Source organism: Chitinophaga sp. LS1 (assembly GCF_034274695.1).
Taxonomy (GTDB): Bacteria; Bacteroidota; Bacteroidia; order Chitinophagales; family Chitinophagaceae; genus Chitinophaga.
In genome coordinates this window covers 2,274,530-2,297,751 of sequence record NZ_CP128362.1, presented here as the reverse complement: position 1 = coordinate 2,297,751, position 23,222 = coordinate 2,274,530, and the positions used below count along the sequence as shown (strand labels likewise).

The 23,222-nt window shown below is 44.2% G+C and carries 20 protein-coding genes; 4 read left to right on the top strand and 16 right to left on the bottom strand.

Annotated elements, in window-relative coordinates; translation table 11 throughout:
- Window positions 1-31: 31 nt before the first annotated feature.
- From QQL36_RS09600 to QQL36_RS09570, 7 genes are all read right to left on the bottom strand, one after another.
- A complete protein-coding gene (locus QQL36_RS09600) occupies window positions 32-1,513 on the bottom strand; it encodes a CotH kinase family protein (protein WP_321569601.1) in 1,482 nt (493 codons plus the stop codon).
- Window positions 1,514-1,771: 258 nt separating this feature from the next.
- A complete protein-coding gene (locus tag QQL36_RS09595) occupies window positions 1,772-2,839 on the bottom strand; it encodes an AAA family ATPase (protein ID WP_321569600.1) in 1,068 nt (355 codons plus the stop codon).
- Window positions 2,840-3,072: 233 nt separating this feature from the next.
- Window positions 3,073-3,702, bottom strand: a complete 630-nt coding sequence (locus QQL36_RS09590; RefSeq protein WP_321569599.1) for a DinB family protein — start codon at window positions 3,700-3,702, stop codon at window positions 3,073-3,075.
- A gap of 607 nt (window positions 3,703-4,309) precedes the next feature.
- Window positions 4,310-5,392 (bottom strand): PA0069 family radical SAM protein, encoded by a 1,083-nt coding sequence (locus QQL36_RS09585; RefSeq protein ID WP_083724474.1) that lies wholly within the window; start codon window positions 5,390-5,392, stop codon window positions 4,310-4,312.
- A gap of 46 nt (window positions 5,393-5,438) precedes the next feature.
- A complete protein-coding gene (locus QQL36_RS09580; RefSeq protein ID WP_321569598.1) occupies window positions 5,439-6,116 on the bottom strand; it encodes a MutS-related protein in 678 nt (225 codons plus the stop codon).
- Window positions 6,068-7,324: a hypothetical protein gene (locus QQL36_RS09575; RefSeq protein WP_321569597.1), complete on the bottom strand. Its 1,257-nt coding sequence runs from the start codon at window positions 7,322-7,324 to the stop codon at window positions 6,068-6,070. The genes QQL36_RS09580 and QQL36_RS09575 overlap by 49 nt, the downstream gene beginning before the upstream one ends.
- A 93-nt stretch (window positions 7,325-7,417) precedes the next feature.
- Window positions 7,418-8,848: a glycoside hydrolase family 125 protein gene (locus tag QQL36_RS09570; protein WP_321569596.1), complete on the bottom strand. Its 1,431-nt coding sequence runs from the start codon at window positions 8,846-8,848 to the stop codon at window positions 7,418-7,420.
- A 170-nt stretch (window positions 8,849-9,018) separates the two neighbouring features.
- Here QQL36_RS09570 and QQL36_RS09565 point away from each other — a divergent pair, with 170 nt between their 5' ends.
- The 3 genes from QQL36_RS09565 to QQL36_RS09555 all read left to right on the top strand — a co-directional run bounded on the left by QQL36_RS09565 (window position 9,019) and on the right by QQL36_RS09555 (window position 15,511).
- A complete protein-coding gene (locus QQL36_RS09565) occupies window positions 9,019-12,288 on the top strand; it encodes a methylmalonyl-CoA mutase family protein (RefSeq protein ID WP_321569595.1) in 3,270 nt (1,089 codons plus the stop codon).
- A 671-nt stretch (window positions 12,289-12,959) separates the two neighbouring features.
- On the top strand, window positions 12,960-15,077 hold the full coding sequence (gene ligA, locus QQL36_RS09560; protein WP_083724464.1) for an NAD-dependent DNA ligase LigA: 2,118 nt from the start codon (window positions 12,960-12,962) through the stop codon (window positions 15,075-15,077).
- Window positions 15,074-15,511 carry a nucleoside deaminase gene (locus QQL36_RS09555; protein ID WP_083724462.1) on the top strand — a complete coding sequence of 146 codons (438 nt, stop codon included), beginning with the start codon at window positions 15,074-15,076 and terminating at the stop codon, window positions 15,509-15,511. The genes ligA and QQL36_RS09555 overlap by 4 nt, the downstream gene beginning before the upstream one ends.
- Window positions 15,512-15,614: 103 nt before the next feature.
- On the opposite strand, the gene QQL36_RS09550 is transcribed toward QQL36_RS09555, so the two are convergent.
- The 3 genes from QQL36_RS09550 to QQL36_RS09540 all read right to left on the bottom strand — a co-directional run bounded on the left by QQL36_RS09550 (window position 15,615) and on the right by QQL36_RS09540 (window position 17,880).
- Entirely contained in the window at window positions 15,615-16,535 is a 921-nt protein-coding gene (locus tag QQL36_RS09550) for an SPFH domain-containing protein (RefSeq protein WP_083724460.1), read from the bottom strand.
- A 250-nt stretch (window positions 16,536-16,785) separates the two neighbouring features.
- The gene (locus QQL36_RS09545; protein WP_083724458.1) at window positions 16,786-16,995 is read right to left on the bottom strand and encodes a hypothetical protein; all 210 of its coding nucleotides are present in this window, start codon (window positions 16,993-16,995) and stop codon (window positions 16,786-16,788) included.
- A 180-nt stretch (window positions 16,996-17,175) separates the two neighbouring features.
- Window positions 17,176-17,880 (bottom strand): LuxR C-terminal-related transcriptional regulator, encoded by a 705-nt coding sequence (locus QQL36_RS09540; protein WP_083724456.1) that lies wholly within the window; start codon window positions 17,878-17,880, stop codon window positions 17,176-17,178.
- Window positions 17,881-18,181: 301 nt separating this feature from the next.
- Here QQL36_RS09540 and QQL36_RS09535 point away from each other — a divergent pair, with 301 nt between their 5' ends.
- The gene (locus QQL36_RS09535; RefSeq protein ID WP_321569594.1) at window positions 18,182-18,787 is read left to right on the top strand and encodes a superoxide dismutase; all 606 of its coding nucleotides are present in this window, start codon (window positions 18,182-18,184) and stop codon (window positions 18,785-18,787) included.
- Between the two features lie 159 nt (window positions 18,788-18,946).
- On the opposite strand, the gene QQL36_RS09530 is transcribed toward QQL36_RS09535, so the two are convergent.
- The 6 genes from QQL36_RS09530 to QQL36_RS09505 all read right to left on the bottom strand — a co-directional run bounded on the left by QQL36_RS09530 (window position 18,947) and on the right by QQL36_RS09505 (window position 23,208).
- On the bottom strand, window positions 18,947-19,720 hold the full coding sequence (locus QQL36_RS09530) for a DUF1080 domain-containing protein (RefSeq protein WP_321569593.1): 774 nt from the start codon (window positions 19,718-19,720) through the stop codon (window positions 18,947-18,949).
- A 63-nt stretch (window positions 19,721-19,783) separates the two neighbouring features.
- Complete coding sequence (locus QQL36_RS09525; RefSeq protein WP_321569592.1) at window positions 19,784-21,451, bottom strand: S41 family peptidase; 1,668 nt, start codon at window positions 21,449-21,451, stop codon at window positions 19,784-19,786.
- A gap of 190 nt (window positions 21,452-21,641) precedes the next feature.
- Window positions 21,642-21,869: a membrane protein insertion efficiency factor YidD gene (gene yidD, locus QQL36_RS09520; RefSeq protein ID WP_083724448.1), complete on the bottom strand. Its 228-nt coding sequence runs from the start codon at window positions 21,867-21,869 to the stop codon at window positions 21,642-21,644.
- Entirely contained in the window at window positions 21,866-22,267 is a 402-nt protein-coding gene (locus tag QQL36_RS09515) for a ribonuclease P protein component (RefSeq protein WP_083724446.1), read from the bottom strand. The genes yidD and QQL36_RS09515 overlap by 4 nt, the downstream gene beginning before the upstream one ends.
- Before the next feature lie 104 nt (window positions 22,268-22,371).
- Complete coding sequence (gene rpmH / locus QQL36_RS09510) at window positions 22,372-22,527, bottom strand: 50S ribosomal protein L34 (RefSeq protein WP_012788729.1); 156 nt, start codon at window positions 22,525-22,527, stop codon at window positions 22,372-22,374.
- Between the two features lie 171 nt (window positions 22,528-22,698).
- Window positions 22,699-23,208, bottom strand: coding sequence for an OmpH family outer membrane protein (locus QQL36_RS09505; RefSeq protein WP_083724444.1), 510 nt, complete (start codon window positions 23,206-23,208; stop codon window positions 22,699-22,701).
- Between the last annotated feature and the right edge of the window lie 14 nt (window positions 23,209-23,222).

Below are 23,222 nucleotides of genomic sequence, written 5' to 3'. Positions count from 1 at the left end.
TTCTATTTCTTTACATCCTGCAATCCCTTGCTCAAAGGGTATCCAACGCAGTTTCCATCCAGGCCAGACGGGAATGTAACCAGGTTTTGAGGTACAGTACCTCATTGTCATACGATCCTAAAATGGCGTAATTAGGCCAGGTATAGGTATAAAGCGTCTGGTATTTATTGTTATTTTCAATTACAGAATAATTCAGACTTGTAGCTGTATTATTAATATAACCAAGTATCGTGTTTTCCTCTGATTTAAAATAAGCCAGGCGGGTTTTCAGTTTCGCAATAAAGGCAGGATCTTTCCACAAACGTTCCAGCCATAAACCACCATTTATATACCATCCCTCGGGGCTGTAGTTCGTATTGTAATTCACATTTCCGAATGCAATATCAAAGTCCCATATCGGGCCCATTTTCAGTTTTCCCCCTGGTATAAGGTTCATATAACAGCTGGATACAAAGGCCGCATCTGTATTGCGGGCAATCTCATTGATCAGGTACCAGTCTACAAAGCTGGTTACATCCAGGTATTTTGCATAGCCTTCTTCCGGATCTGTAAAGTTGTCTGCATACAAAGCATTTTCAGCTGCTGTTACATAATCTTTGATGTATGTATATTGCTCATCCCCCTCCGTTACATCGGGGGCCTTTATACTACAGAGAATACGGGATGTCTGAAAATAGATGTCATCAGCATCCAGCCTGGATAGCTGGTCTACTTCCACCAGGTACCCATCATCACCAACATTCACCCTGTTGCTACCTTCTTCTACCTGATCTGTAATCTGGTAACAACCTATAAATACATTATTGAGAAAAACTTCCGCAAAGTGACTACTAGGAGTCCAATCCAGATTACTTAATTGTCCCATAAACCATGCTGTCCCATTACGTAGCATAGTATTATCAAAATAATTGGCCAATAGCACCCAGGTCTTCGCCTTCGCCTCTCCTAATATAGCCGTCTTGCTATCAAACTTCATCTTGTAAGGGTTTTTAGGTTGTCCCCAGGTTGAATTACCACGCCCTTTTATTTTCATCGAAGTTTCACTCAGGTCATCATATATGCCTGCACCATCTATAGAAATAGTACCTGTTACATAATCATCTTTGGAGGAAATAGCAATACCATCAGCCGTCTTGATATTTATGACAGGTAAACCCGTAAAATTAGTCAGGTTTATAGTATAAGTGCTTTTTGTTCCATCCTCACCGACTACATTGTAATAAACGACTTTCTTGAAGTTTTGCGCATTGACTCCACTGGTTTGCGCTGAATCATTGACTGTCACTGAAACACCGTTCATTTCAAAAGAAGGAATCAGCGAAGTAATATTCGTATAATAAGGAACTCTACCTGTAATGGAGTTGCCATCGATAGTCATTGAAATCGTACTATTCAGATAAAGTGGGTTTTGCGCAGTATCAAACCAAAACTTTATGAAATTGTACGTGGATGCTGTTTCGGCAATCAATGACTGATTGATAATCGTTTCTTTCTTACAGGAAAAAAAGGCCATCAGGATAATTAATAGAACGGCTGGCCTAATTGGAAAAAGGCTGTGGTGTTGCATAAGCTGTTAGGTTATAGAAATAATGGAATGCTCCTCTATGACTAGTGAATAAAATCGTCCCCTTTAATAATTTATCATATAAATAACACTTAAAAATATATAAATTCCTGAATAACTACTAGTAAAGAAGAGGCCGGCTATATAAAAAGGAAAAGAGGGTTCATCAGATTGATGACCCTCCTTTTATTCTGAAAGACAGAAATACTACATCTTAAACCCGGCCCTGAAACCAATAGTCACCTCCTGCTTTTCAAAGCTGGGCTCATGCTGGTTCATCACCTCGGCTATCGTCATCGGCTTATCAATCAACGTCTGGAAACCCTGTTTCCCTGACAGCTGACGCGCCTTATCTACTGACAACTTACCAAACTCATACTTAGCGATCAAACGCCCTTTCCTCAGCAATGCGCTGTCAATCTGTGAAATATCACTATTGAAAGTACAGATCACCTGCACATTCAGACAGTCTGCCAGCAGACCATCGGACAGGTTCAGGAGGTTAGACACGGAAGAATTCCCTGTAGTCTTTCTATCCATGATGATATTCTCCGCATCTTCAATCACCAGAATGGTATTCGGGTTATCAATCAGCAGATCGATAAACTCAGGCTGCATAATATTGCGGGCCACTGCCGGAGAAAGGAATAACACTCTCTTCTTCAATCGGCCGATCAGATACCGCAGGTAAGTGGTCTTACCGGTACCAGGCAATCCATGCAGTAATACAATCCCTTTATCTTCGTCTGTATTCAGACGTTTGTATATCAGCTGATCGATGGACAGGAAGTCATCCTCATAATAGAGATGCAGGTCCAGTTTAGTCCGCTTGAACTCCATGGGTTTTAGCGTCAGAGTGCCATTTTCCACGGTGATCAGGTTCAGTTCAAATTTCTTTTTCTTTTCGCGGGTACGGTATCTTCTTACCAGGGTAGTTATTTCTTTGACAAAGGGGTCTGAATGGCCATTGTGCAGAATTTCGCAGTAACCATCGCCAAACTCCACCATTAACTCATTGTTGAGCAAGACAATGGAGAGGTCATGCTGATAAGTTTTATCTTTCTTGTCGATCTCTTCCCTTCTGTATACTTCTGATATTTTATCCTTGTAGGCATTTTTAAAAGCGGCAAGCGACCGCTCACCGTTAATGCCGTAAACCATACTTATATTAGGTATTCTATTGAAATAATACAGGTAAAAGGGTCTGCTCTCAAGCAGGCCATTGCCAAAAATAGTATCCCCACTGATCACCCGCTGCTGTAAAATATTTTCCATGCGATTTTTAAAAATGATTGCAAAGGTACATTCTTATATAAGAAAACTGGCAGGGCAGGATTACCCCGCGGTATATGTACGATGTTTCTTACAATTTCATTTGGGCATATTAACAAATTTTAGGGTTGCTGTTCGCTTCACAAAAAATACCGGCAACAAGATTGTTACCGGTACATTGAATGGTATTAGAACAGCGGAATTAAAAAACAAAGGATGAACAATATAGTTGACCATTATAGCACTGCCATATCTGCTGCTGCTTCGTCTGGCGCATCTACGATGGCTGTCACAATACGTGTAGCCGGTTCTTTTTCTCCATTGTATTCTCTTTTTAACCTTTCCATCTGGCGAATGTGGCGCTCGATGTGCTTAGTTAAAAAGTAGATGTACTGGTAAATATCCAGTTTGCCCAGGTGATTCACAGACATATTGGTAAGTACCAACATGCCTTCTCCATTTTTCAGCAGACTAAGATTATACATACATTGCGCAAACTGTTGTTTGAGCAAGGTTCTGATTTCGTGCATGTCCTGCAGGCCGCTAGGCTCCAGGTGTTCGGGTCTGATCCATCCAAAAGAACGGCTACCTATTACATCGATCTGGTCAAACTTTTCATGGTAATCTGCAGGCAATGTAATCGCTCCGGCCGCATGTCTGCGATCCAGGGCACGACGTGTACTCTTGTTAATAATCAGTAACAGGAAATAATTTGTAAGGCTGATATGTTCCAGCACTTCTCTGGCATTCCAATGCCCCGCGTCAGGTTTATAGTGTAACAGGTCAGCTTCTTTATCAAACCACTTGTCTAACTCCCTGAAATTGGTGAGCAATGCCTCTCTTACTACTTGAATTACGTTTCTCATCTTCTAGCTGTTTGGGGTTATGCACCCTATCCCGATCCACTTTCTGTACACGGTTAGTACATAACAGTATTAAAAAATATTAATGTCCATAGTTTGTTTTTTCGTTTCACCGGATTGTTTATAAAATAAAAAACCCGGCTCCTTGCATCCGGGCCGGGTGTATATACATAAGTCTACTTATGTCAGTACATACCTAGCCCATTCGGCCCCGTAGAAGCCAATGCGATCCATCGCGCAGATACTGCCAGCTTTCCTGGATAGTATATACACATAACAGTTGTCTGTATCGATTCCTTATCTAACTCAGTCGTCTTCATTTCAGTGCTTAAAAAGCAAAAAGTCCCGCATCATCTGCGGGACTTTTGTTTTATCATTTGATAAGTTATTTCTTTGTTATCAATTGGTGCAACAATCCCGCAACCCACAGCTGGCCTGCTTTTGCTTACAGGACATCGCTGAATTAATATGTTTTGGACTGCGTTTCATTTATCTTTTTTTATTGCTCCACAAAGATATTTTTTATTTTTTTATTTCTGCAATATTCTTTAATAAATTTTTTCTAATTTTTTATAGAGCAATCTAATATAATCAGTAGCAATGATATGTGCTAAAACAAACGTAGCTGCACTTGCGGACGCTGAAACAATTCTGTATTGAATTCAAACTTCTCCTGGTTCAACCCATTCTTCTTCGTATGTACTTTGAATTGCTGACGAATCAGATCTGCCATATTTCCTTCTCCTCTCATCCTTCTTCCAAAGTTGCTGTCATTTACCTGGCCGCCATGCAGCCCTTCGATATGATGCCACACTTTGTCGGCCCTGTCCGGGAAATTTTTGTATAACCAGTCATTAAAAATCACCTTCACGGCATCGTTCAAACGAACAACTGTATATCCTGCAAATTTAGCGCCATTCGCTGCGGCCATTTCTAACAGCTGCGGCATTTCATGATCATTTAACCCAGGAATCATTGGTGCAGTCATCACACCTACTGGTATCCCCAGTTCACTCAGCTCTTTTACTATCTTGAATCGCTGCGCTGCCGTGGTAGTACGGGGCTCCATTTTCTGACGCAGATCCTCATCTGCCGTTGTTATGGATACATACACGCATACCAGGTTATGCTGCGCCATCTGCTGCAGTATATACTTGTCTCGTAATACAAGGGAGTTTTTTGTAATGATGCCAATGGGCTGTTTGTACTCCCATGCAATCTGTAGTAAGGAACGGGTCAGGAACATTTTCCGTTCCAGCGGCTGGTAACAATCTGTATTGCCTGACATGGAAATGGGCTTGGGTACCCAACTTTTATTGTCGAGGAACTTTCGCAGTAGTTCGGGTGCGTTCTTTTTGACTACGATCTTTCTTTCAAAATCAAGACCGGCGCTCATGCCCCAGAATTGGTGGGCATTGCGGGCATAGCAGTAGATACATCCATGTTCGCAGCCCTGGTAGGGATTCATGCTATACCACATGCCTACATCAGGACTATCCACTTTATTCACCAGTGTTTTAGCGTGTTCTTCCAGGATCTGGGTAGGCACGTCTGCCTGCCACCATTCGTCAATGCCCTCAGCATGCTCCTGTGCGTATTCGTTCTTTAGATATTTGTTCTTAGGATTTAATTGGGCACCACGTCCTTTATAATAGAGATTCTCCGGTACGCTCTCTTGAAAAGGCAAGGTCATAGCTAATATTTTTAGCTAAAATACTAATTATATTAGCATGCGCAAATTAAATTATCTCCATCTTCTTCATCAGGAATGTTGCATTTTTATTCCTGGCGACCCCTTCCCTGATCCGGTAATCAAAGAACAACTGCTCATCCCTGATCGTACTCTCAAAACAATAGTTCCTAACTCTACCCGGATACTCCTCTTCCATATGCCCCAGCTCCAGGTCGTGCGTAGCAATCATGCCCAGGCAATTGTATTGCAGGAAATGCGCGATCAGACTACGGGACCCGGACAACTTATCTTCTGAGTTCGTTCCTTTCAGGATCTCATCCAGCAGGATAAACACCTTCTCCCCTGATTTTAACACCTTCACAATCTCCTGCAACCGCAGCAGCTCCGCCTGGAAATAAGAGGTATGCTTCGCGATGGAATCCTTGATCCGCATACTCGTCATGATCTTCATAGGGCTACAGGAAAACTCCTCCGCACACACCGGCAACCCGCACATAGCCAGCAACAGGTTACTACCCACACTCCGCAGGAATGTACTCTTACCACTCATATTCGAACCTGTAATAATTAAAAACTGCTGCGGCGTACCAATCATAATATCGTTCTTCACGCTTTCTTCCGCAGGAATTAACGGATGACCAATCCCTTTTCCTGTCAGCTTCGACTGCGTATCATTCACCTCCGGATAAATGAATTCCGGATGATTATACGCAAACGTAGCCATACTGTTATAGATCTCAAATCCGGGGGGGGGGGGGGGGGGGGGGGGGGGGGGGGGGGGGGGGGGGGGGGGGGGGGGGGGGGGGGGGGGGGGGGGGGGGGGGGGGGGGGGGGGGGGGGGGGGGGGGGGTAAATCACATCCATCCAACCAGCTACCTTGTCCTTGTATTCCAGCTTCCATTTTTCCAATATTACCGCACAATGCAGATCATACAATGCCAATCCGTTCAGCAATAAACCCACCAGCATATTCAGACGCTGGTCCCATGTATTCACAATTCTCGCCAGTCGTTTTAGGGCGACACCTGCCTCCTGCGTTTTCTTCTGATCTCTTTTCAACATTGCCGCCTGCCCAAAATTCTCAGCGTTGATCATCTGCACCAGCAGCCCAAATTTAGCAAACACGCGCTCCTTGCTGGTAATCAGAGTATGCTGACGGTTTATGTGCACCAGATACTGTCTTAATATCAACCCATTAATCGCCAATACACCCAGCAATGGGTAGATATTTAAAGTAATGCTACAATACACGATGGCCGCCAGACTGAGTATAGGGCTTACCCATCTCATGATCTGTACAAACTGGTTATTGATAAACCGGATCGGCATATCCAGCCACAGTCTCAGCTCCTGCTGGTCATCACTCTTCTCCCCTGCCAGCTGCCCCTGCGCTGTGAGCAACTGCCTGAATTGTAGTCTGGGCACCAGTTCCTTCACAACCTCCTGTCTTTCCTTCGTCTTCTCTACACCCAGCCATGGCTCTTTTAAAAATTGCGCCAGCACGGCAGCACCTGTCAATGTACCCGCACGATTCATATGACTGTATAATGAAGAATGTCCGAACACATCGAGATCTCCTGTATAAGGATGCGTTTCATCCACAAAAAAGGCCCCGTCATAAAACGTTGAATCCCCTGTAGTGACCAGGTGATACTCCTTCTCATTCAAATGCAGCAAGGTCTTTGCCAGCGTTTGCCTGTCCTGTATCCGCGTATAGAATACCAGCGCACCTGCAAATACAACCAGCATGAGCACAATAGGCACTAACCAGATGGGTGCAAAAGCATCCCGGAAATACAGGTAGCCAAAGAACAACATGATCAGAAAACTGAGTAAACGCAAATATCCCAGAAGACTCAACTGACGCCTGAACTTCGCCAGTTCCGTCTTGTAGTGATCCATCTGTTCTTCATAAATAGCAATAGGGGCCATGTTTTATCATTTAACGGCTGTAATAAAAGCAAAAAATCGCTTCCGCCAATGGCAAAAGCGATTTTTTGCAAATACTTAAGGAAACACAGGCTATCACGCATAATTGCGCTTCAGCAGTTCAGGATACTCATTGTGAATTTTCACAATCAGCTCACCGAACAGTGTATTCACCCATGCAAACCATGGACGGGTATAGTCTGAAGGATTGTCCTTATGATAAGATTCATGTATAAACCCGGTTTCACCATCGGTATTACGCAGGGTTTTCAGACAGCCGGCAATTTCTTCCTTATCGCTGCTGGTCAACGCCTTCATGATAATACTCATTGGCCAGATCTTGTCTACTCCGGTGTGCGGGCTACCTACACCCTCACCGTATTTACCCCTGTAGAACCAGCAATGGAAAGGACTCCATACAAAGTGGCGCGCTGTCTGATACAACGGATCATCAGCAGTAGTATAACCCAGGTAAGGAATAGACAACAGACTTGGTACGTTTGTATCGTCCAGGAACAAACGGTTACCAAAACCATCTACTTCAAAACCATACATCTTGCCCAGAGAAGGATGCTCTACGATCGCATACGCCTTGATAGCCCTATCTACCTCTTCTGCCAGATCTTTACATTCCTTAGCAAAGGCTGCATCTTTGTACACCACTTCACTGATTTCAGACAACTGGTGCAGAGATACTACTGCAAACATGTTGGAAGGAATCAGGAAAGGGAACACAGTCGCATCATCAGATGGACGGAACATAGATGCAATCAAACCTACTGGCAGGATCGGACTACCATAACCACTGTTGGCTACAGTATCAGACTGCTTCGGTGTATTACGCTGGAAATGGTAAGGACCAGGACCATCTTTACGCTGCTGCTCCTTGAAAGTTTTCACGATCAGTTTAGCCGCTTTTTTGTGGGTATCGTCCAGTACACTGGCATCATTGGTTTTCTTCCAATAGTTGTATGCCAGTCTTACAGTATAGCACAGAGAGTCAATTTCCCATTTTCTTTCATGCAGTTCAGGCTTCATTTCAGTCAGGTCACTATCCCACTCCGAACCGGTAGGCCCCTCGTTGAACGCATTTGCATAAGGATCGATGATCACGCATTTCGTCTGCCTGTTCACCACACCCGCGATCAGCTGTTTCAGCTTTTCATCTTCATTTACCAGCTCCAGGTAAGGCCATACCTGGGCGGTCGAGTCACGTAACCACATCGCGTGGATATCTCCTGTCAATACAAAGGTATCGGGACGACCGTTTTCTACCTTGTGAACCACGGTGGTGTCCAGGGTATTTGGAAAACAGTTCTCGAACAGCCAGCCCAGCTTCGGATCGGCAACTTCTTTCTTGATGCTTGCGATCATTTGTTCTACTGCCTGACTAGTGAACTTACGTTCTGCCAGTGGAGGACGTTTGGAAACGTATCCTGCATGGGCGAATACAGCCTTAGGAAATCCCAGCGCTATAGCGCCTGCCAGCAAACCGCTGTTCCTGATAAAGTCTCTTCTTGCCACCATTTCTGTTATAAGTTTTCAATTACGATTTGCGCTTTTTGTGGAAATGCAAGTCAATAAACGTGAATAATGGGTGTAAAATAAAAAAATACGGGAATATTAAGTAATCTGTAATTTGTAAATTACATAGCAAAATTCCACGATACCACACTATTGTTAAACACCAAAGCAAAATGACTGATATTCCAGCGCATAAAATTCGAATAGTTACAGCAGCAGCACTCTTTGACGGCCATGATGCAGCGATCAATATCATGCGCAGGATCATGCAATCACAGGGGGCCGAAGTAATTCACCTGGGCCACAACCGCTCCGCTGCCGAAATTGTGGACTGTGCCATACAGGAAGATGCCCAGGGCATAGCCATCACCTCTTACCAGGGCGGGCATGTCGAATTCTTTAAATACATATATGACCTGCTGCACGAAAAAGACTGCGGACATATTAAAATATTCGGAGGCGGCGGTGGTACCATTCTTCCCTCCGAAATAGAGGAATTGCATGCCTATGGCATCACACGCCTCTACTCTCCCGACGATGGCCGGCAAATGGGGCTGGAAGGCATGATCGCCGATGTAATCAGGCAATGCAACTTCGCGACTTTACAACAGCTAAATGGCGAACTAGCTCAACTACCGGAGCAAAACAATCACCTTATTGCTGCAGCGATCACTGCTGCCGAAAGTGATCAGTTGTCACTGCCAAAACCTGTAAAAGGCAGTATGGTACTGGGTATAACAGGTACTGGCGGTGCAGGCAAAAGTAGTGTGACCGACGAACTGGTACGTCGTTTTCTACACGCATTTACAGACAAAACCATTGCTGTTATATCAGTAGATCCTTCTAAAAAGAAGACGGGTGGCGCCTTGCTGGGAGATCGTATCCGCATGAATGCCATACATCACCCCAGGGCCTATATGCGCTCCCTGGCCACCCGCGATAGCGATAAGGCCATCAGTGCGCATATACAGGAAGCAATAGACATCTGCCGTCTGGCCCGTTTTGACCTCATTATTCTTGAAACTTCTGGTATCGGACAGAGTGATACGGCTATTATCGATCACTGCGATGTATCGCTCTATGTAATGACACCTGAATACGGTGCCGCCAGCCAGCTTGAAAAGATTAACATGCTGGATTATGCGGATGTGATTGCGATCAATAAATTCGATAAAGCCGGTGCACTCGATGCTTTGCAGGATGTAAAGCGGCAATACAAAAGAGCACACCAGCTGTGGAATGCAGCGGATAGTGATTTGCCTATCGTGGGTACGATCGCGTCACAGTTCAATGATGCAGGTATCAACCAGTTGTTTCAAAAACTGTTGACGGCATTGAAATTACCTGCTACTAAAGATGACGGTCATTCTCCGACAACACGCACACAGATCATCCCTCCTTCACGGGCACGCTACCTTGCAGAAATTGTGACTTCGTTGGAAGAATATGACAACTGGGTAAAAGAACAATGTACGATTGCCACTAAACTGTACCAGCTGAATGGTAGTATCAGTTTGCTGAAACAACCGCACTTACAACAACAATTGCAAAACATCGCAGATCAGTTGAAAAAAGAACTACATCCTGATTGTAGTCAGTTATTGGAAGAATGGCCTGCTTTACAACAACAATATAAGGGAGATCACTATTCATTCACGGTAAGAGAGAAGACAATCAACCTCCCACTCTTTACAGAAAGTCTTGCCGGTTTACGCATTCCCAGAATCAGTCTGCCTACTTACAAGGATTGGGGCGATCAGCTGCGCTGGTTACTCACTGAAAATATACCGGGGGCATTCCCTTATGCTGCAGGTGTATTTCCGATGAAGAGAGAAGGTGAAGATCCTACCCGCATGTTTGCAGGAGAAGGAGGACCGGAACGTACGAATAAAAGGTTCCATTATGTATCTGCAGGTCAGCCGGCAAGGCGCCTGAGTACCGCATTTGACAGTGTCACATTGTATGGGGAAGATCCGGGTTTCAGACCGGATATTTATGGCAAGGTGGGAAATTCAGGTGTGAGCATAGCAACAGTGGATGATGCGAAGAAACTTTATAGCGGCTTTGACCTGTGCGACCCCATGACGTCTGTATCTATGACTATAAATGGCCCCGCTCCCATCCTGCTGGCGTTTTTTATGAATGCGGCGATTGATCAGGAGTGTGAAAAGTATATGGCGAAACAAGGCATTCAGGAAGATGTGAAGAACGGACCAAAGTATGCCGGCGAACTGCCGGAAGGGAATAATGGATTGGGATTAAAACTACTGGGTATTTCCGGCGACAAGGTATTGCCTGCCGATGTATATGCCAATATAAAAGCAAAGGCGCTGAGTGCTGTGAGAGGCACCGTGCAGGCAGATATACTCAAAGAAGACCAGGCACAGAATACCTGTATCTTCTCTACTGAGTTTGCATTGAAGTTGATGGGCGATGTACAGCAGTATTTCATAGAGGAAAAGGTGAGGAATTTTTATGCTGTGAGTATATCTGGTTATCATATCGCGGAGGCTGGTGCGAATCCCATCACACAGCTGGCGTTTACGCTCGCGAATGGGTTTACATATGTGGAGTATTACCTGAGCAGGGGTATGAAGATCAACGATTTTGCACCGAACCTTTCGTTCTTCTTTAGTAATGGAATGGATCCGGAGTATGCGGTGATCGGGCGTGTGGCAAGGCGCATCTGGGCCAAGGCCATTAAATACAAGTATAAGGGAAATGATCGTTCACAAAAACTGAAGTATCATATACAAACGTCTGGACGGAGCCTGCATGCGCAGGAAATAGATTTCAATGATATCCGCACTACCCTGCAGGCGTTATACGCGATTTATGATAATTGTAATTCACTGCATACAAATGCATACGATGAAGCAATTACTACGCCTACTGAAGAGAGTGTGCGAAGAGCAATGGCGATACAACTGATCATCAACAGAGAATTAGGGACTGCCAAAAATGAGAATCCCATACAGGGGTCTTTCTTCATTGAAGAGTTGACAGACCTGGTGGAAGAGGCAGTGATGGCGGAGTTCAACAGGATTACAGAGAGAGGCGGGGTATTGGGAGCGATGGAGCGGATGTACCAGCGGAATAAGATACAGGAAGAGAGTTTGCATTATGAATCGTTGAAGCATAGTGGCGCATATCCGATTATTGGGGTCAATACATTTTTGAATGCAAAGGGATCGCCTACGATCATTCCTTCGGAGGTGATCAGGAGTACGAAAGAGGAGAAGGATTTTCAGATACATACGTTGGAGGCTTTTCATCAGCGGCATGCATCGGAAAGTGTTGAAGCATTGAAAAAATTACAAGAGGTGGTTATTGAGAATGGGAATATTTTTTCTGAGTTGATGGAGACGGTGAAGTATTGCTCACTGGGACAGATCACGCATGCTTTGTATGAAGTGGGTGGGCAGTATAGAAGAAATATGTAATTATTTGTATTTGCCTTCGGCAAAAGATGCAAGGGGTTGTTTTTTAAGGAGGAAAGATGCGTCTTTATATGCAATTTAAAATTCCTTTTTTATTTCTCTTTCCTTTTGCCCCTTTCCACTAAAAAAATTCCCCTGCATAAATCCTTTTATGCAGGGGAAGTATCACACAAAATCAGCAATACACACTTGCCAGATTTCATTGACGTGGAATTATTAAATATTGTACGTGGAATCTACATAATAGCTTTAATAGCTTTCGTGGAATTCATAAAGGCTGGAATTTATAAAGGCCTTGTGGAATTTACAAAGACAAACTCTTGGAATTTATAAAGGCTTACGTGAAATTTATAAATGGCTTTAAACTAATTTTGGTCGTTTTTCACTTCGTTGATAGATTTCTTTAAGGAGCGCATAGGCCTGGTAAACATTCAACCTTTCACTTGTTCCTTATCAATCTACAATTTTTGTATCCGTCTTTCAGTTGCTTTCGTTTCGTTACACAATCTTAATTAATTTTTTGTTAATAAAAAACTTTTTGCTCATCTTTTTCTTAAAATTAATAGGTGCAGATAGTGCCAAAATACACTAAAACCTAATACAGTAAAGGAAATTTGCCATTTTAGAAATAGTTCAGAAAGTATTTTAAATTTACACGCCGATAGTAAAAATATATGTATACGAAAGAAATAGAAATCACTTTAGCGCAATTAGCGAAGCAACTGTTAGCTCAATTGCAAAAAAAAGAAAGCCCCTCCTCCATTGATGAAACTTTGGAAAACCTCCGTCGTGTCATACTCTACAATGACTGGCGCTATTATGTACAGAGCGATCCTGTGCTGAGCGATTTTGAATATGATCAGCTCTTTGCATGGTTGAAACAGCTGGAAACGGCTCATCCGGACCTTATAAGCCCGGACTCCCCTACCCAGCGCGTAGCCCTGGGGCTTAACAAAGCCTTTCCGACGGTACAGCACCTGGTACCCATGCTGAGCCTGGAAAACTCTTACAATGCCGATGACCTGCTGGACTGGGACCGCAAAGCCCGGGAAATCAGCGGCCTCACCGATATAGAATATTGCATAGAGCCCAAATTCGATGGTGCCAGTATATCATTAATATATGAAAACGATCGCCTGACCCGGGGCGCTACCCGGGGCGACGGTGTGGCAGGCGATGATATTACCACCAATATCCGCCAGATCCGCTCTATCCCCCTCACGGCCAACTTTTCGAAATTTGGTATCCATACCATCGAAATCCGTGGCGAGGTATTAATTAATAAGAGCACTTTCAAAGCCTTTAATGACCAGCGTGTTGCCGAAAACCTGCCGCCACTGGCCAATCCCCGTAATGCCGCCTCAGGTTCCCTCCGCATGGTAGACCCGAAGGAAGTGGCGAAACGGGGCCTGGAAGCCTTCCTTTACCACATGAGCTATCATACTATGGAAGACGGGCAGACTGAACCAAAGGAGATCCAAACCCATAGCAATACCCTGGATATGCTGACCCAACTGGGCTTTCGCTCTCCCGCTAAGGAGAAAAAGGTCGTAAAAGGCATTCAGGCAGTGATCGATTATGTGCTGGCTTTCGAAAATGAAAGGGATAACCTTCCATATGAAATAGATGGAATGGTAATAAAAGTAAATGATTACGAACTGCAGGATAAACTGGGTATGACTACCCACCACCCCCGCTGGGCCATGGCGTACAAGTTCAAAGCCCGCCAGGCCACCAGCAAACTGAGGGATGTGGAATTCCAGGTAGGTCGTACCGGTTCTATTACCCCTGTGGCCAAGATCGATCCTGTACCCATTGGTGGTGTTACAGTTGGTTCCATTTCATTATTTAATGAAGATGTAATCCGTGAAAAGGATTTGAAACTTGGTGATACCGTCCTGGTGGAAAGAGCCGGCGATGTGATCCCTTATATCGTAAAGTCAGTCGCTGACCTGCGGGATGGTTCTGAAAAGGAAATTGTATTCCCTAAAGAATGCCCGGTATGTAAAGAGCCACTTTTCAAACCGGAAGGTGAAAGCGTATGGCGTTGTATCAATATTAACTGCGAAGCGCAGGTGGTAGAAAGAATGATCCACTTCGTAAGCAAAGATGCGATGGACATCAAGAGTTTTGGGGAAAGCAATGTCCGTAAGTTTTACGGGCTGGAGCTGATGCGCGATATTCCGGGTATCTATACCATCGACTTTAGCAAACTGGAACAACTGGAAGGATTTGGAAAGAAATCACTCACTAACCTGCAAACAGCGATCGAAGCCTCCAAGACCCAGCCTTTGCACCGCCTGATCTTTGGTTTGGGTATCCGCTATGTGGGCGAAACCACCGCCAAGACACTGGCAAATGCCATCAGTTACCTGCCGGATTTCAAAGACTGGACAGAAGAACAATTGCTTGCGCTGGAAGATATAGGACCAAAAGTAGCTGGCAGTATCAAACAGTTCTTCGCTACGCCGGAAAACCTGGATATGCTGAAACACCTGGAAGAATTAGGGCTGAACCTGAAAAGCACCCGTTCAGATCATCCGGTGGGTGGTACATTCGACGGACAAACATTCCTCTTTACCGGTACGCTCAATAAGCTGAAACGTAGTGATGCAGAAGCCATGGTAGAACAGCAGGGTGGTAAGATCCTGAGTGGGGTATCCAGCAAGCTGAATTACCTTGTGGTAGGTGACGATGCAGGCAGTAAACTGGAAAAAGCGAAAAAGATCAATACAATACACATCCTGAGTGAGGATGAATTTTTAAACCTGATAAATCAGCAGCAGGGATGACGGATGAGTTTTATATGCAGCAGGCTATGCGTGAGGCCCGCAAAGCCTTTGATGAAGGAGAAGTACCTGTGGGGGCTATTGTCGTTCTCAATGATAAGATCATTGGGCGTGGCAGCAACCAGGTAGAGAAACTGAATGACTGTACTGCACATGCAGAAATGCTGGCGCTGACTGCGGCTTTCAATTTTTTAGGTAGCAAATACCTGATGGAAGCTACACTTTATGTAACGCTGGAACCCTGTCTGATGTGCGCGGGGGCGCTGTATTGGAGTAAGATCGGCCGCATTGTATATGCAGCAAAAGATGAAAAGAACAGTTACAGAAAATCTACCGGAGAGGCGAATCCTTTTCATCCCAAGACAAAGGTTGAACAAGGGCCCGGCGAGGCAGAAAGCCTGCAATTAGTAAAGACATTCTTTGCACAAAGAAGATAAAAATTAAAAGGCGAAAAGCGAAGGGCGCCCATGTATGAGCGCCCTTTGCTTTTCGCTTCTGGAATGGAGTCTCGCTATGCGAGACTTCATTCCAGACTATTGGTTATTTTACCTGGAGTTTATTCAACGCCATCAACTGCTTCATTGTCTGCTCCATCCCTTCAGAAGACCCATCCAGGAAGATCACATTACCCTTCGAATTCTCAGAGAAGTGCTTGATCGCCTCCGTCCACATAGAGAACAAGATCACAGACGTATCCAAATTCGCCTGCTGCATTTCCTTCGCCGCCATAGACATACCTTTTGCCACCTCTTCACGGAACAGCGCCACACCCATACCACGCAGCTGTGCTGCCTGACGTTCAGCTTCCGCTGCAATCTTGATCGCATTACCCTCAGCTTCCGCAGCTTTCGTCTTGGTGATCAGCAATGCCTGCCCCTCATTTTCAGCCGCAGCTTTCAGGTTATTAGACGCCACTACCTGCGCCATAGATTTCATAATCGCATCATCAAAAGTGATATCATTCATCTGCAGATCCTGCAGGTGATATCCCCATCCTTCCAGTGTCAGGTCAATCTGTTCTTTCACATGTTCTGTGATATCACGACGCAATCCCAATACCTCTGATTGCCTTTTAGTAGCCACAAATCCGCGGATAGAACCCTCAATGGTACGTACCAGCGCCTGCATAAAACTACGCTCGTCCAGGAACTTAAAAGCCACATTTTTGATGGTATTTTCCTCCTGATTCCATACGGAATACAGCAACATAGCTTTGAAGTAAACATTTGCCTGGTCAACAGTAATGGCCTGGAATTCCAGCTCTACCGAGCGATTCTGAATGGAAACACGTTTGAATACTTTTTCAACAAGGGGCACTTTGAAATTAAGTCCGGGGAACAAAATACGGTTATACTTTCCAAAGATCGTGGTCACCCCAATAGTACCTTGCTGTATGGTCACAAAACTTGAGAATACCACCAACAGGGCTAAAACAATTAAAATAATAGCGATTGTACCCATATATAGGAGATTTAGCAGTAAATATATAATAAAAGTCGACAATATGCTCATTGCCGACATACAAATACGCGCATACCGATGCCAGAGGCATCAGTGTGCGCGATGCTATTAATTTGGGAAATAATACGAGCTGAAAGATTAGAAAGGCATGCTGTGGGTTATCTTGATTGTGTGTCACATCAAAAACAGCGACAAACAATGGATGAAAGCCGAGCTAAATTACAACGAATGAAAGGGTAATAGCTTCAGGTTAAATCCTTTGTTTCTTTCTGAAATAAATATAGACGTCGTCTAGTTCTATCTGCTTAAGCTGGTACGCCAGCAATGTCTTTAGATCGTCAGTTTCATTTTTGATCTTTTTATATTGATCTTTCAATGACTCATAGCGGGCAACTATCTCTTCTGCAGTTGCAGAACCGTCCAGCTGCAAAACTTTTAATGCGCTTTCCTCGGTGATCATAGCAATAGGGGTATTACTAACTATCTTTTTCCTTTTTTAAAAAATGTCTTTCCTAACGTATCAAACTCTCCTTTGGTTAATAGGTTACTAAATTAATGGAGTTTGATTGTTATGCAAATACCCAAGGTTGGGTATTTTTTGCAAAACAAGCGCAGGCAAATTGCAGGAAATTTACTTAAATTACTGATACCCAACCTTTCTTGCCAGGGCTACTAATTCAGTAGTATTCCTAACTTTAAGTTTTAACCGGATATTTTTCCGGTGGGTTTCAACCGTATGTCGGCTCAGGTTGAGGGTGTCGGCTATTTCTTTATTGTTCAGGCCCCCGACGGCCAGTTTGAGGATTTCCTTTTCTCTTGCTGTGAGTTTGGCCAGCAGATCGTCGTTATGCCTGCGTAGCACCTCTCTCATCGCTTCGGCCAGCTGATCGTTTGTATCCATTGCCAGTGTCAGATCCAGAAAGGCGCAAATCACATCTTTTACCTTGCCATTTTCATCCCTTGTAAATGGCATCGCCAATCCTACCAGCCAGCACCAGTGCTCCGTATCCCGTTTACGAAATCGTAACACTCCGCCAAATACACTTTTGTTTTCCTGAAATGATTGCTGGGCAATAACCGCCAGATCAAAGTCCTCCGGGTGCATGATCGCTTTGAAAAAATCAAGCCCCATCCCACTCATCTCTTCCAGTGTATAACCCGTCACATCTTCCATATAGCGGTTACACCAGTTGACAGTCTTAATATCATTCTGATGAGTGTATAACATAGCGGGTACATGGTCCAATAAGGTTTCGAGCCACTTGATCCGTGTCTTCAATAGTTCATTTTCCTTTTGTAAGGCGTTGAGGGAGTAATTTTGGCCCATGTCCGAGTCTGTCAACATACTTTTAGTTTTATACGAACAACAGTAACCTCTACGTGTAAACGTAACCGGAATGCCGTACTAAAGTTGTTATAACACTTAACGTAAATATAAAATAAAAAAGCATATATCCAACCCTTTTGGTACGTGAATTGGGCAGTAATACCTATGTTTTGTTGATAACTACAGCGGAAGGAGTTAACGACCGCTTCCATCAGGGTGCCCAATTCGCCTGTGCCTTTTGATATTTACCATATTAGGCAGTAAATTTGGTACCAATTGATACACTCTTATTTTTTAACGCAATAAAAAAACATAAGTTATGGCATTTACACTTCCGAGCTTACCGTACGCTACCGACGCCCTGGAACCAAATATTGATAAGCAGACAATGGAAATTCACCATGGTAAGCACCATCAGGCATATGTTGATAACCTGAACAAAGCAATTGCCGGTACTGAAAATGAAAATAAATCCCTGGAAGAACTGGTTGCTATCGCTGGTACACTGAGCCCAGCGATCAGAAACAATGGCGGTGGTCACTGGAACCACAGCTTCTTCTGGACTATTCTTGGTCCTAATGCAGGTGGTGAGCCTACTGGCAAACTGGCTGATGCGATCAAGAGCACTTTCGGTTCTTTCGAAGAATTCAAAGAAAAATTCAATGCTGCCGGTACTACCCGCTTTGGTTCTGGTTGGGCCTGGTTGCTGATAAATGGTGGCAAACTGGAGATTTCTTCTACACCTAACCAGGATAATCCCCTGATGGATGTAGCTGAAGTAAAAGGTACACCAATCTTAGGTGTGGATGTATGGGAACATGCTTACTACCTGAAATATCAGAACCGTCGTCCTGATTATCTGAAGGCGTTCTGGAATGTTGTAAACTGGGATGCAGTTAGCAAACGTTACGAAGCTGCGCTTTAATTTTGAAATTTTAATATTTTGAAATTTTGAAATAGTCAAAAAAGAATGGCCACTGCGAAGCAATGGCCATTCTTTTTTGAGATTCTATCGTTATCGTAGGCGGCTTCGCAACCTACGATAACGATAAACGGCTATTATAGAAGGCAGCGAAGCAGCCTTCTATAATAGCCGTTTTATTTTAATATTCTTAAACCAGATCTCACTTCCGTGATCCTGCAAATCGATAAATCCATTTTTCGTAGCACCATACCCTTTAGCGTCCTTCCACTTTCCTTTCTCCTTTTCTGCTTTCCACTCCTTTGACCCGATTACATAATCTGCTGTCTTCTGCCCATTCAGCCAATGCTCCACATGACCATGATACACCACAATCCGGGCATGGTTCCACACACCTGCCGGCCGCGTTGCATTCACCAATGGCGCACTCATCGCATAATTACACCCCGTTAGTTGCCAGTCTTCCAACTTCTCAGGAAAGTTGTTCGCATCGATCAGCTGATATTCTGGTCCGCTCATAAAAGGAGCCGGATATTCTTCTGATGCTAAATAGATGATACCACTATTACCCTGCGGTGCAATCTTCCATTCCAAAAACAATTCAAAGTTTTCATATGTACTGTCAGAAGTCAGATCTGCACGGTTCGCTTTGAAATCCTTATCTCCCCTGCAATGCAACATACCGCTATCTGCGGACCATGCACCTCCTGTCTTGTGCTGGTAAAGATGCCAGCCACTCAGATCTTTTCCATTGAACATTAACTGCCATCCTTCTACCCGTTCTGTTTCACTCAGTATATTCATTGCCGTTGTATCAAAATATTCAGTCGTGGTATCTTTTCTGATCACAGTTACTGAATCATGTTTGCTGCTGCTATTGGTATTATTACATGCCAGCAGAATGATGATAATGAAAGGTAGGATGAGTTTCTTCATAAAATGAAAGCTATATGGCATAAAGAAAAATCGCTTTTGCTAAAGACAAAAGCGATTAAATTATCAATGCAGCAATTGCTGATACCGCTGGGAATCATGCAGCACTTTCACCGCCTCAGTCACTTCATTATCCGTTACCAGTGACTGTGCGATCCTACCCTTCTGCATATAATAGCGGTTAGAGATCTCTTCTTCCAGCAGGTGTTTGATCTCTGTTTTATTCTTCAGCAGATCCTGCTTTTTGTCGTGCTTCATCTTAGCCTGCAGGGCGTCGAATTCCTTAGACACGGCATCGTAATATTTCTCTTTACGGGCAGTAGCCTGGAAGTTTTCCAGTGCTTCTTCCGAACGGGTTTTATAACTATAATTCCTGCCATCCAGGTAATGCATAAAGTCGGTAAAGTCATCTTCATTCAGGGTGAAGGTACCTGCTGCTGCAATCTTAGGATGTGAATAGTAATACTGTGTAGCATAGTCAAAGATGTACTGTCTGCGCAGCAGGGTCACTGTTACCTGGCTGAGCAGCGTTGGATCTACTGCATCATCAGGCTCTATTCCTCCACCATCACGTACCTTACGGCCATCAGCGGTATTGAATGATTTACGCAGGCTGTCCGGCACAGATTCAACTTCTCCATCATCATTACGGTGGGAGTAGTCAATCGCCTGAATACAGCGGCCACTGGGTGTATAATATTTGGCAGTTGTAACTTTCAGTTTTGCATTGTAGGGCAGCGGGCGGGTAGTTTGTACCAACCCTTTACCAAAAGAGCGCTGACCGATGATCACTCCACGATCCAGATCCTGCATAGCACCTGCTACGATTTCTGAAGCGGAAGCAGAGGAGCGGTTTGTCAAAACAGCCAGTGGGATCCTGGCGTCGATTGCGTTGCCTTCTGTTTTATAGTCGCGGTCCCAGTTCTTTACCTTTCCTTTTGTGCTTACAATCACCTTGTTCTTATCTACAAAGATGTTCGCCACGAGTACAGCTTCGTCCAGCAAGCCACCGGGGTTACCACGCAGGTCCAGGATCACGCCTTTCAGTGTCGGATGGTCCTTTTTCAGCAGGGTAAAGGCGTCGGATACGGCATCGCCGCTATTTTCAGTAAACTGTGTCATGCGGATATACCCTATATCATTACCTACTATACCTGAATAGCTTACAGGCTTTACATTGATCTCTTCGCGGGTGATGATCTTGGCCGTTTCTACGCCTGTGGAAGGGTTTTTAATCACCATTTTCAGGGTAGTGCCGGGTACGCCTTTCAGCATATGGCTGATGTCGTCCTGGTCCATATCCTGGGTAGATTTTCCATCCAGGGACAGGATCAGGTCACCGGTTTTCACACCGGCTTTGTCCATCGGACTGCCTTCGTAGATATCAGTCACTACGGTGCGAATGCTGTCGGTGATGACTGAGATACCTACACCACCGTATTTACCGGTGGCCATGAATTTAAGTTCATCCAGGTTTTCTTCAGGAATGAAGTCTGTATATGGATCGGTTTCTTCCAGGATGGCGTCTATACCTTTATGCATCAGTTTTTCCGGGGGCAGGTCGTCTACATAATAGGTATTCAGCTCCCGGTAGAAAGCTGCGAAGATGTCCAGATTCTTAGCGATCTCAAAGTATTTGTCTTTATCACTGTAAGCTTTGATACCGGTAGCACCTATGATAAGCAATACCAATATCACTACAATCCTCCTCTTTCTTTGAAAAAATGCACGCATAGGTAAAAGTTAATGTGAGCTAATTTATAAGCAATTGTAAGCTACAAGTTCTTTACGTATTTGAAAAGTTAAAATACGTGATAGCCAGACGATTGCCCGGCGGCTATATGGATTATACGCAGGGGACATTTTCCTGTTATGACCTGCATACAATGCTCAGGTTTATAAACGGTGCTGCCACACCTGCCGTTCAGGGTACCGGATCATGGCCGTGTCCACCCCATGGATGGCAGGACAAGATCCTTTTTACGGTAAGGTAACCGCCTTTTATAAGGCCGTGTTTTTTCAGAGCTTCTACGCCATATTGTGAGCAGGTGGGTGTATACCTGCACTTATTGCCCAGCAGCGGTGAAATGCCCCATTGGTAAATCCTGATTACCCAAATAAACGGATAAGTCAACAAGCTGAAGATCTTCATGATACAGCCAGCGCTTCCTTCGCCAGTTTCTTTAAAATTAGGGAAATTTTGTGTTGGAGGGTAGTAAAGGGAGCTATTTTCTTATCTGTATAGATGAAGAATACGGCCAGCTGACCGTTGGGCTGTTGTGCCCGTAGCTGTTCATACAGTTCACCTTTTTGCAGGCGATAGGCTTCCCGGGTCAGGCGTTTTACTCTGTTACGGTCCACAGCATGCGGAAAACGTTTTGTAGAGACGGTAAAACCGGCCTGAACGGGGTATGGGGCAATGGGAGTATCTACCGGCATATATACTACGCGGTATGGAAAAACAGAAAACGCTTTTCCTTCCCGAAAAAGCGTTTCAATGATTTTTCTGCTTTTTAACCTTTCTTCTTTTGTAAAAGAATAAGTTTTTATGGCAAGTCCGATTTATCTATCAAAAGCAATAACATTCTGTTCGATCAGGAACCAGCCTTAAAAGCTGCAGTTATGCCCAAAGGCTTATGCAGTTAAAGCTGATATTATTTCAGCTTACGCTCGTCAGAAACAGTTAATTTCTTACGTCCTTTAGCTCTGCGGGAAGCTAATACTTTACGGCCGTTAGCAGTTTCCATTCTCTTTCTAAAACCATGAACGCTCTTTCTGCGTCTGTTATGCGGTTGAAAAGTACGTTTCATTTTAATATTTTGTTTTTACCTGTACTATACTAAACACTTTCCCGTTTTGCGGAACCCGTGTTTTTAAAACGGAAGGCAAAGGTAAAGAATTTTATGAGATAATAAAGGATTTTTAAAAAAATACCCCGGGAACTGGTCCCGGGGCTATTATAATTAGTTCTAAGTGTCAGATTATTTGATACCCAGCTTAGTTTTTACAGCTGCAGACAGGTCATCACCAGCTGGAGCTACCAGCAGAATGCTCTGAGAGTTGTCGATTACATAACCGTAACCTTTTTCTTTCGCTGTGTCTTCAATTGCTTTACGAGCCTTGTCATAGATTGGTTTCAGCAGTTCCTGACGTTTAGCTTCGATTTTGTTCTGAGCTGCATCCTGGTAGTCCTGGATGTTTTTCTGAGCAGTCTGGAGTTCTTTACCTTTGATTTCTTTAACGTTGTCGCTCATTTTATCTACACCGTCATTAAACTCTTTCATCTTCTTCTGATAATCATCAATCAGTCCTTTACCATCCTTATCCAGTTCTTCTGCATAAGCTTGCAGTGATTTCATTGCCGTCTGGGCTTCCGGCATTGCCTCAATCAGGGCCTGTGCATTAATGTGAGCCACTTTGGACTGTGCCATTGTCTTCACGCTGAACAATCCGGATACTGCCACGAAAGCAATAATTACATACTTCTTCATGATGTTGTCTGTGT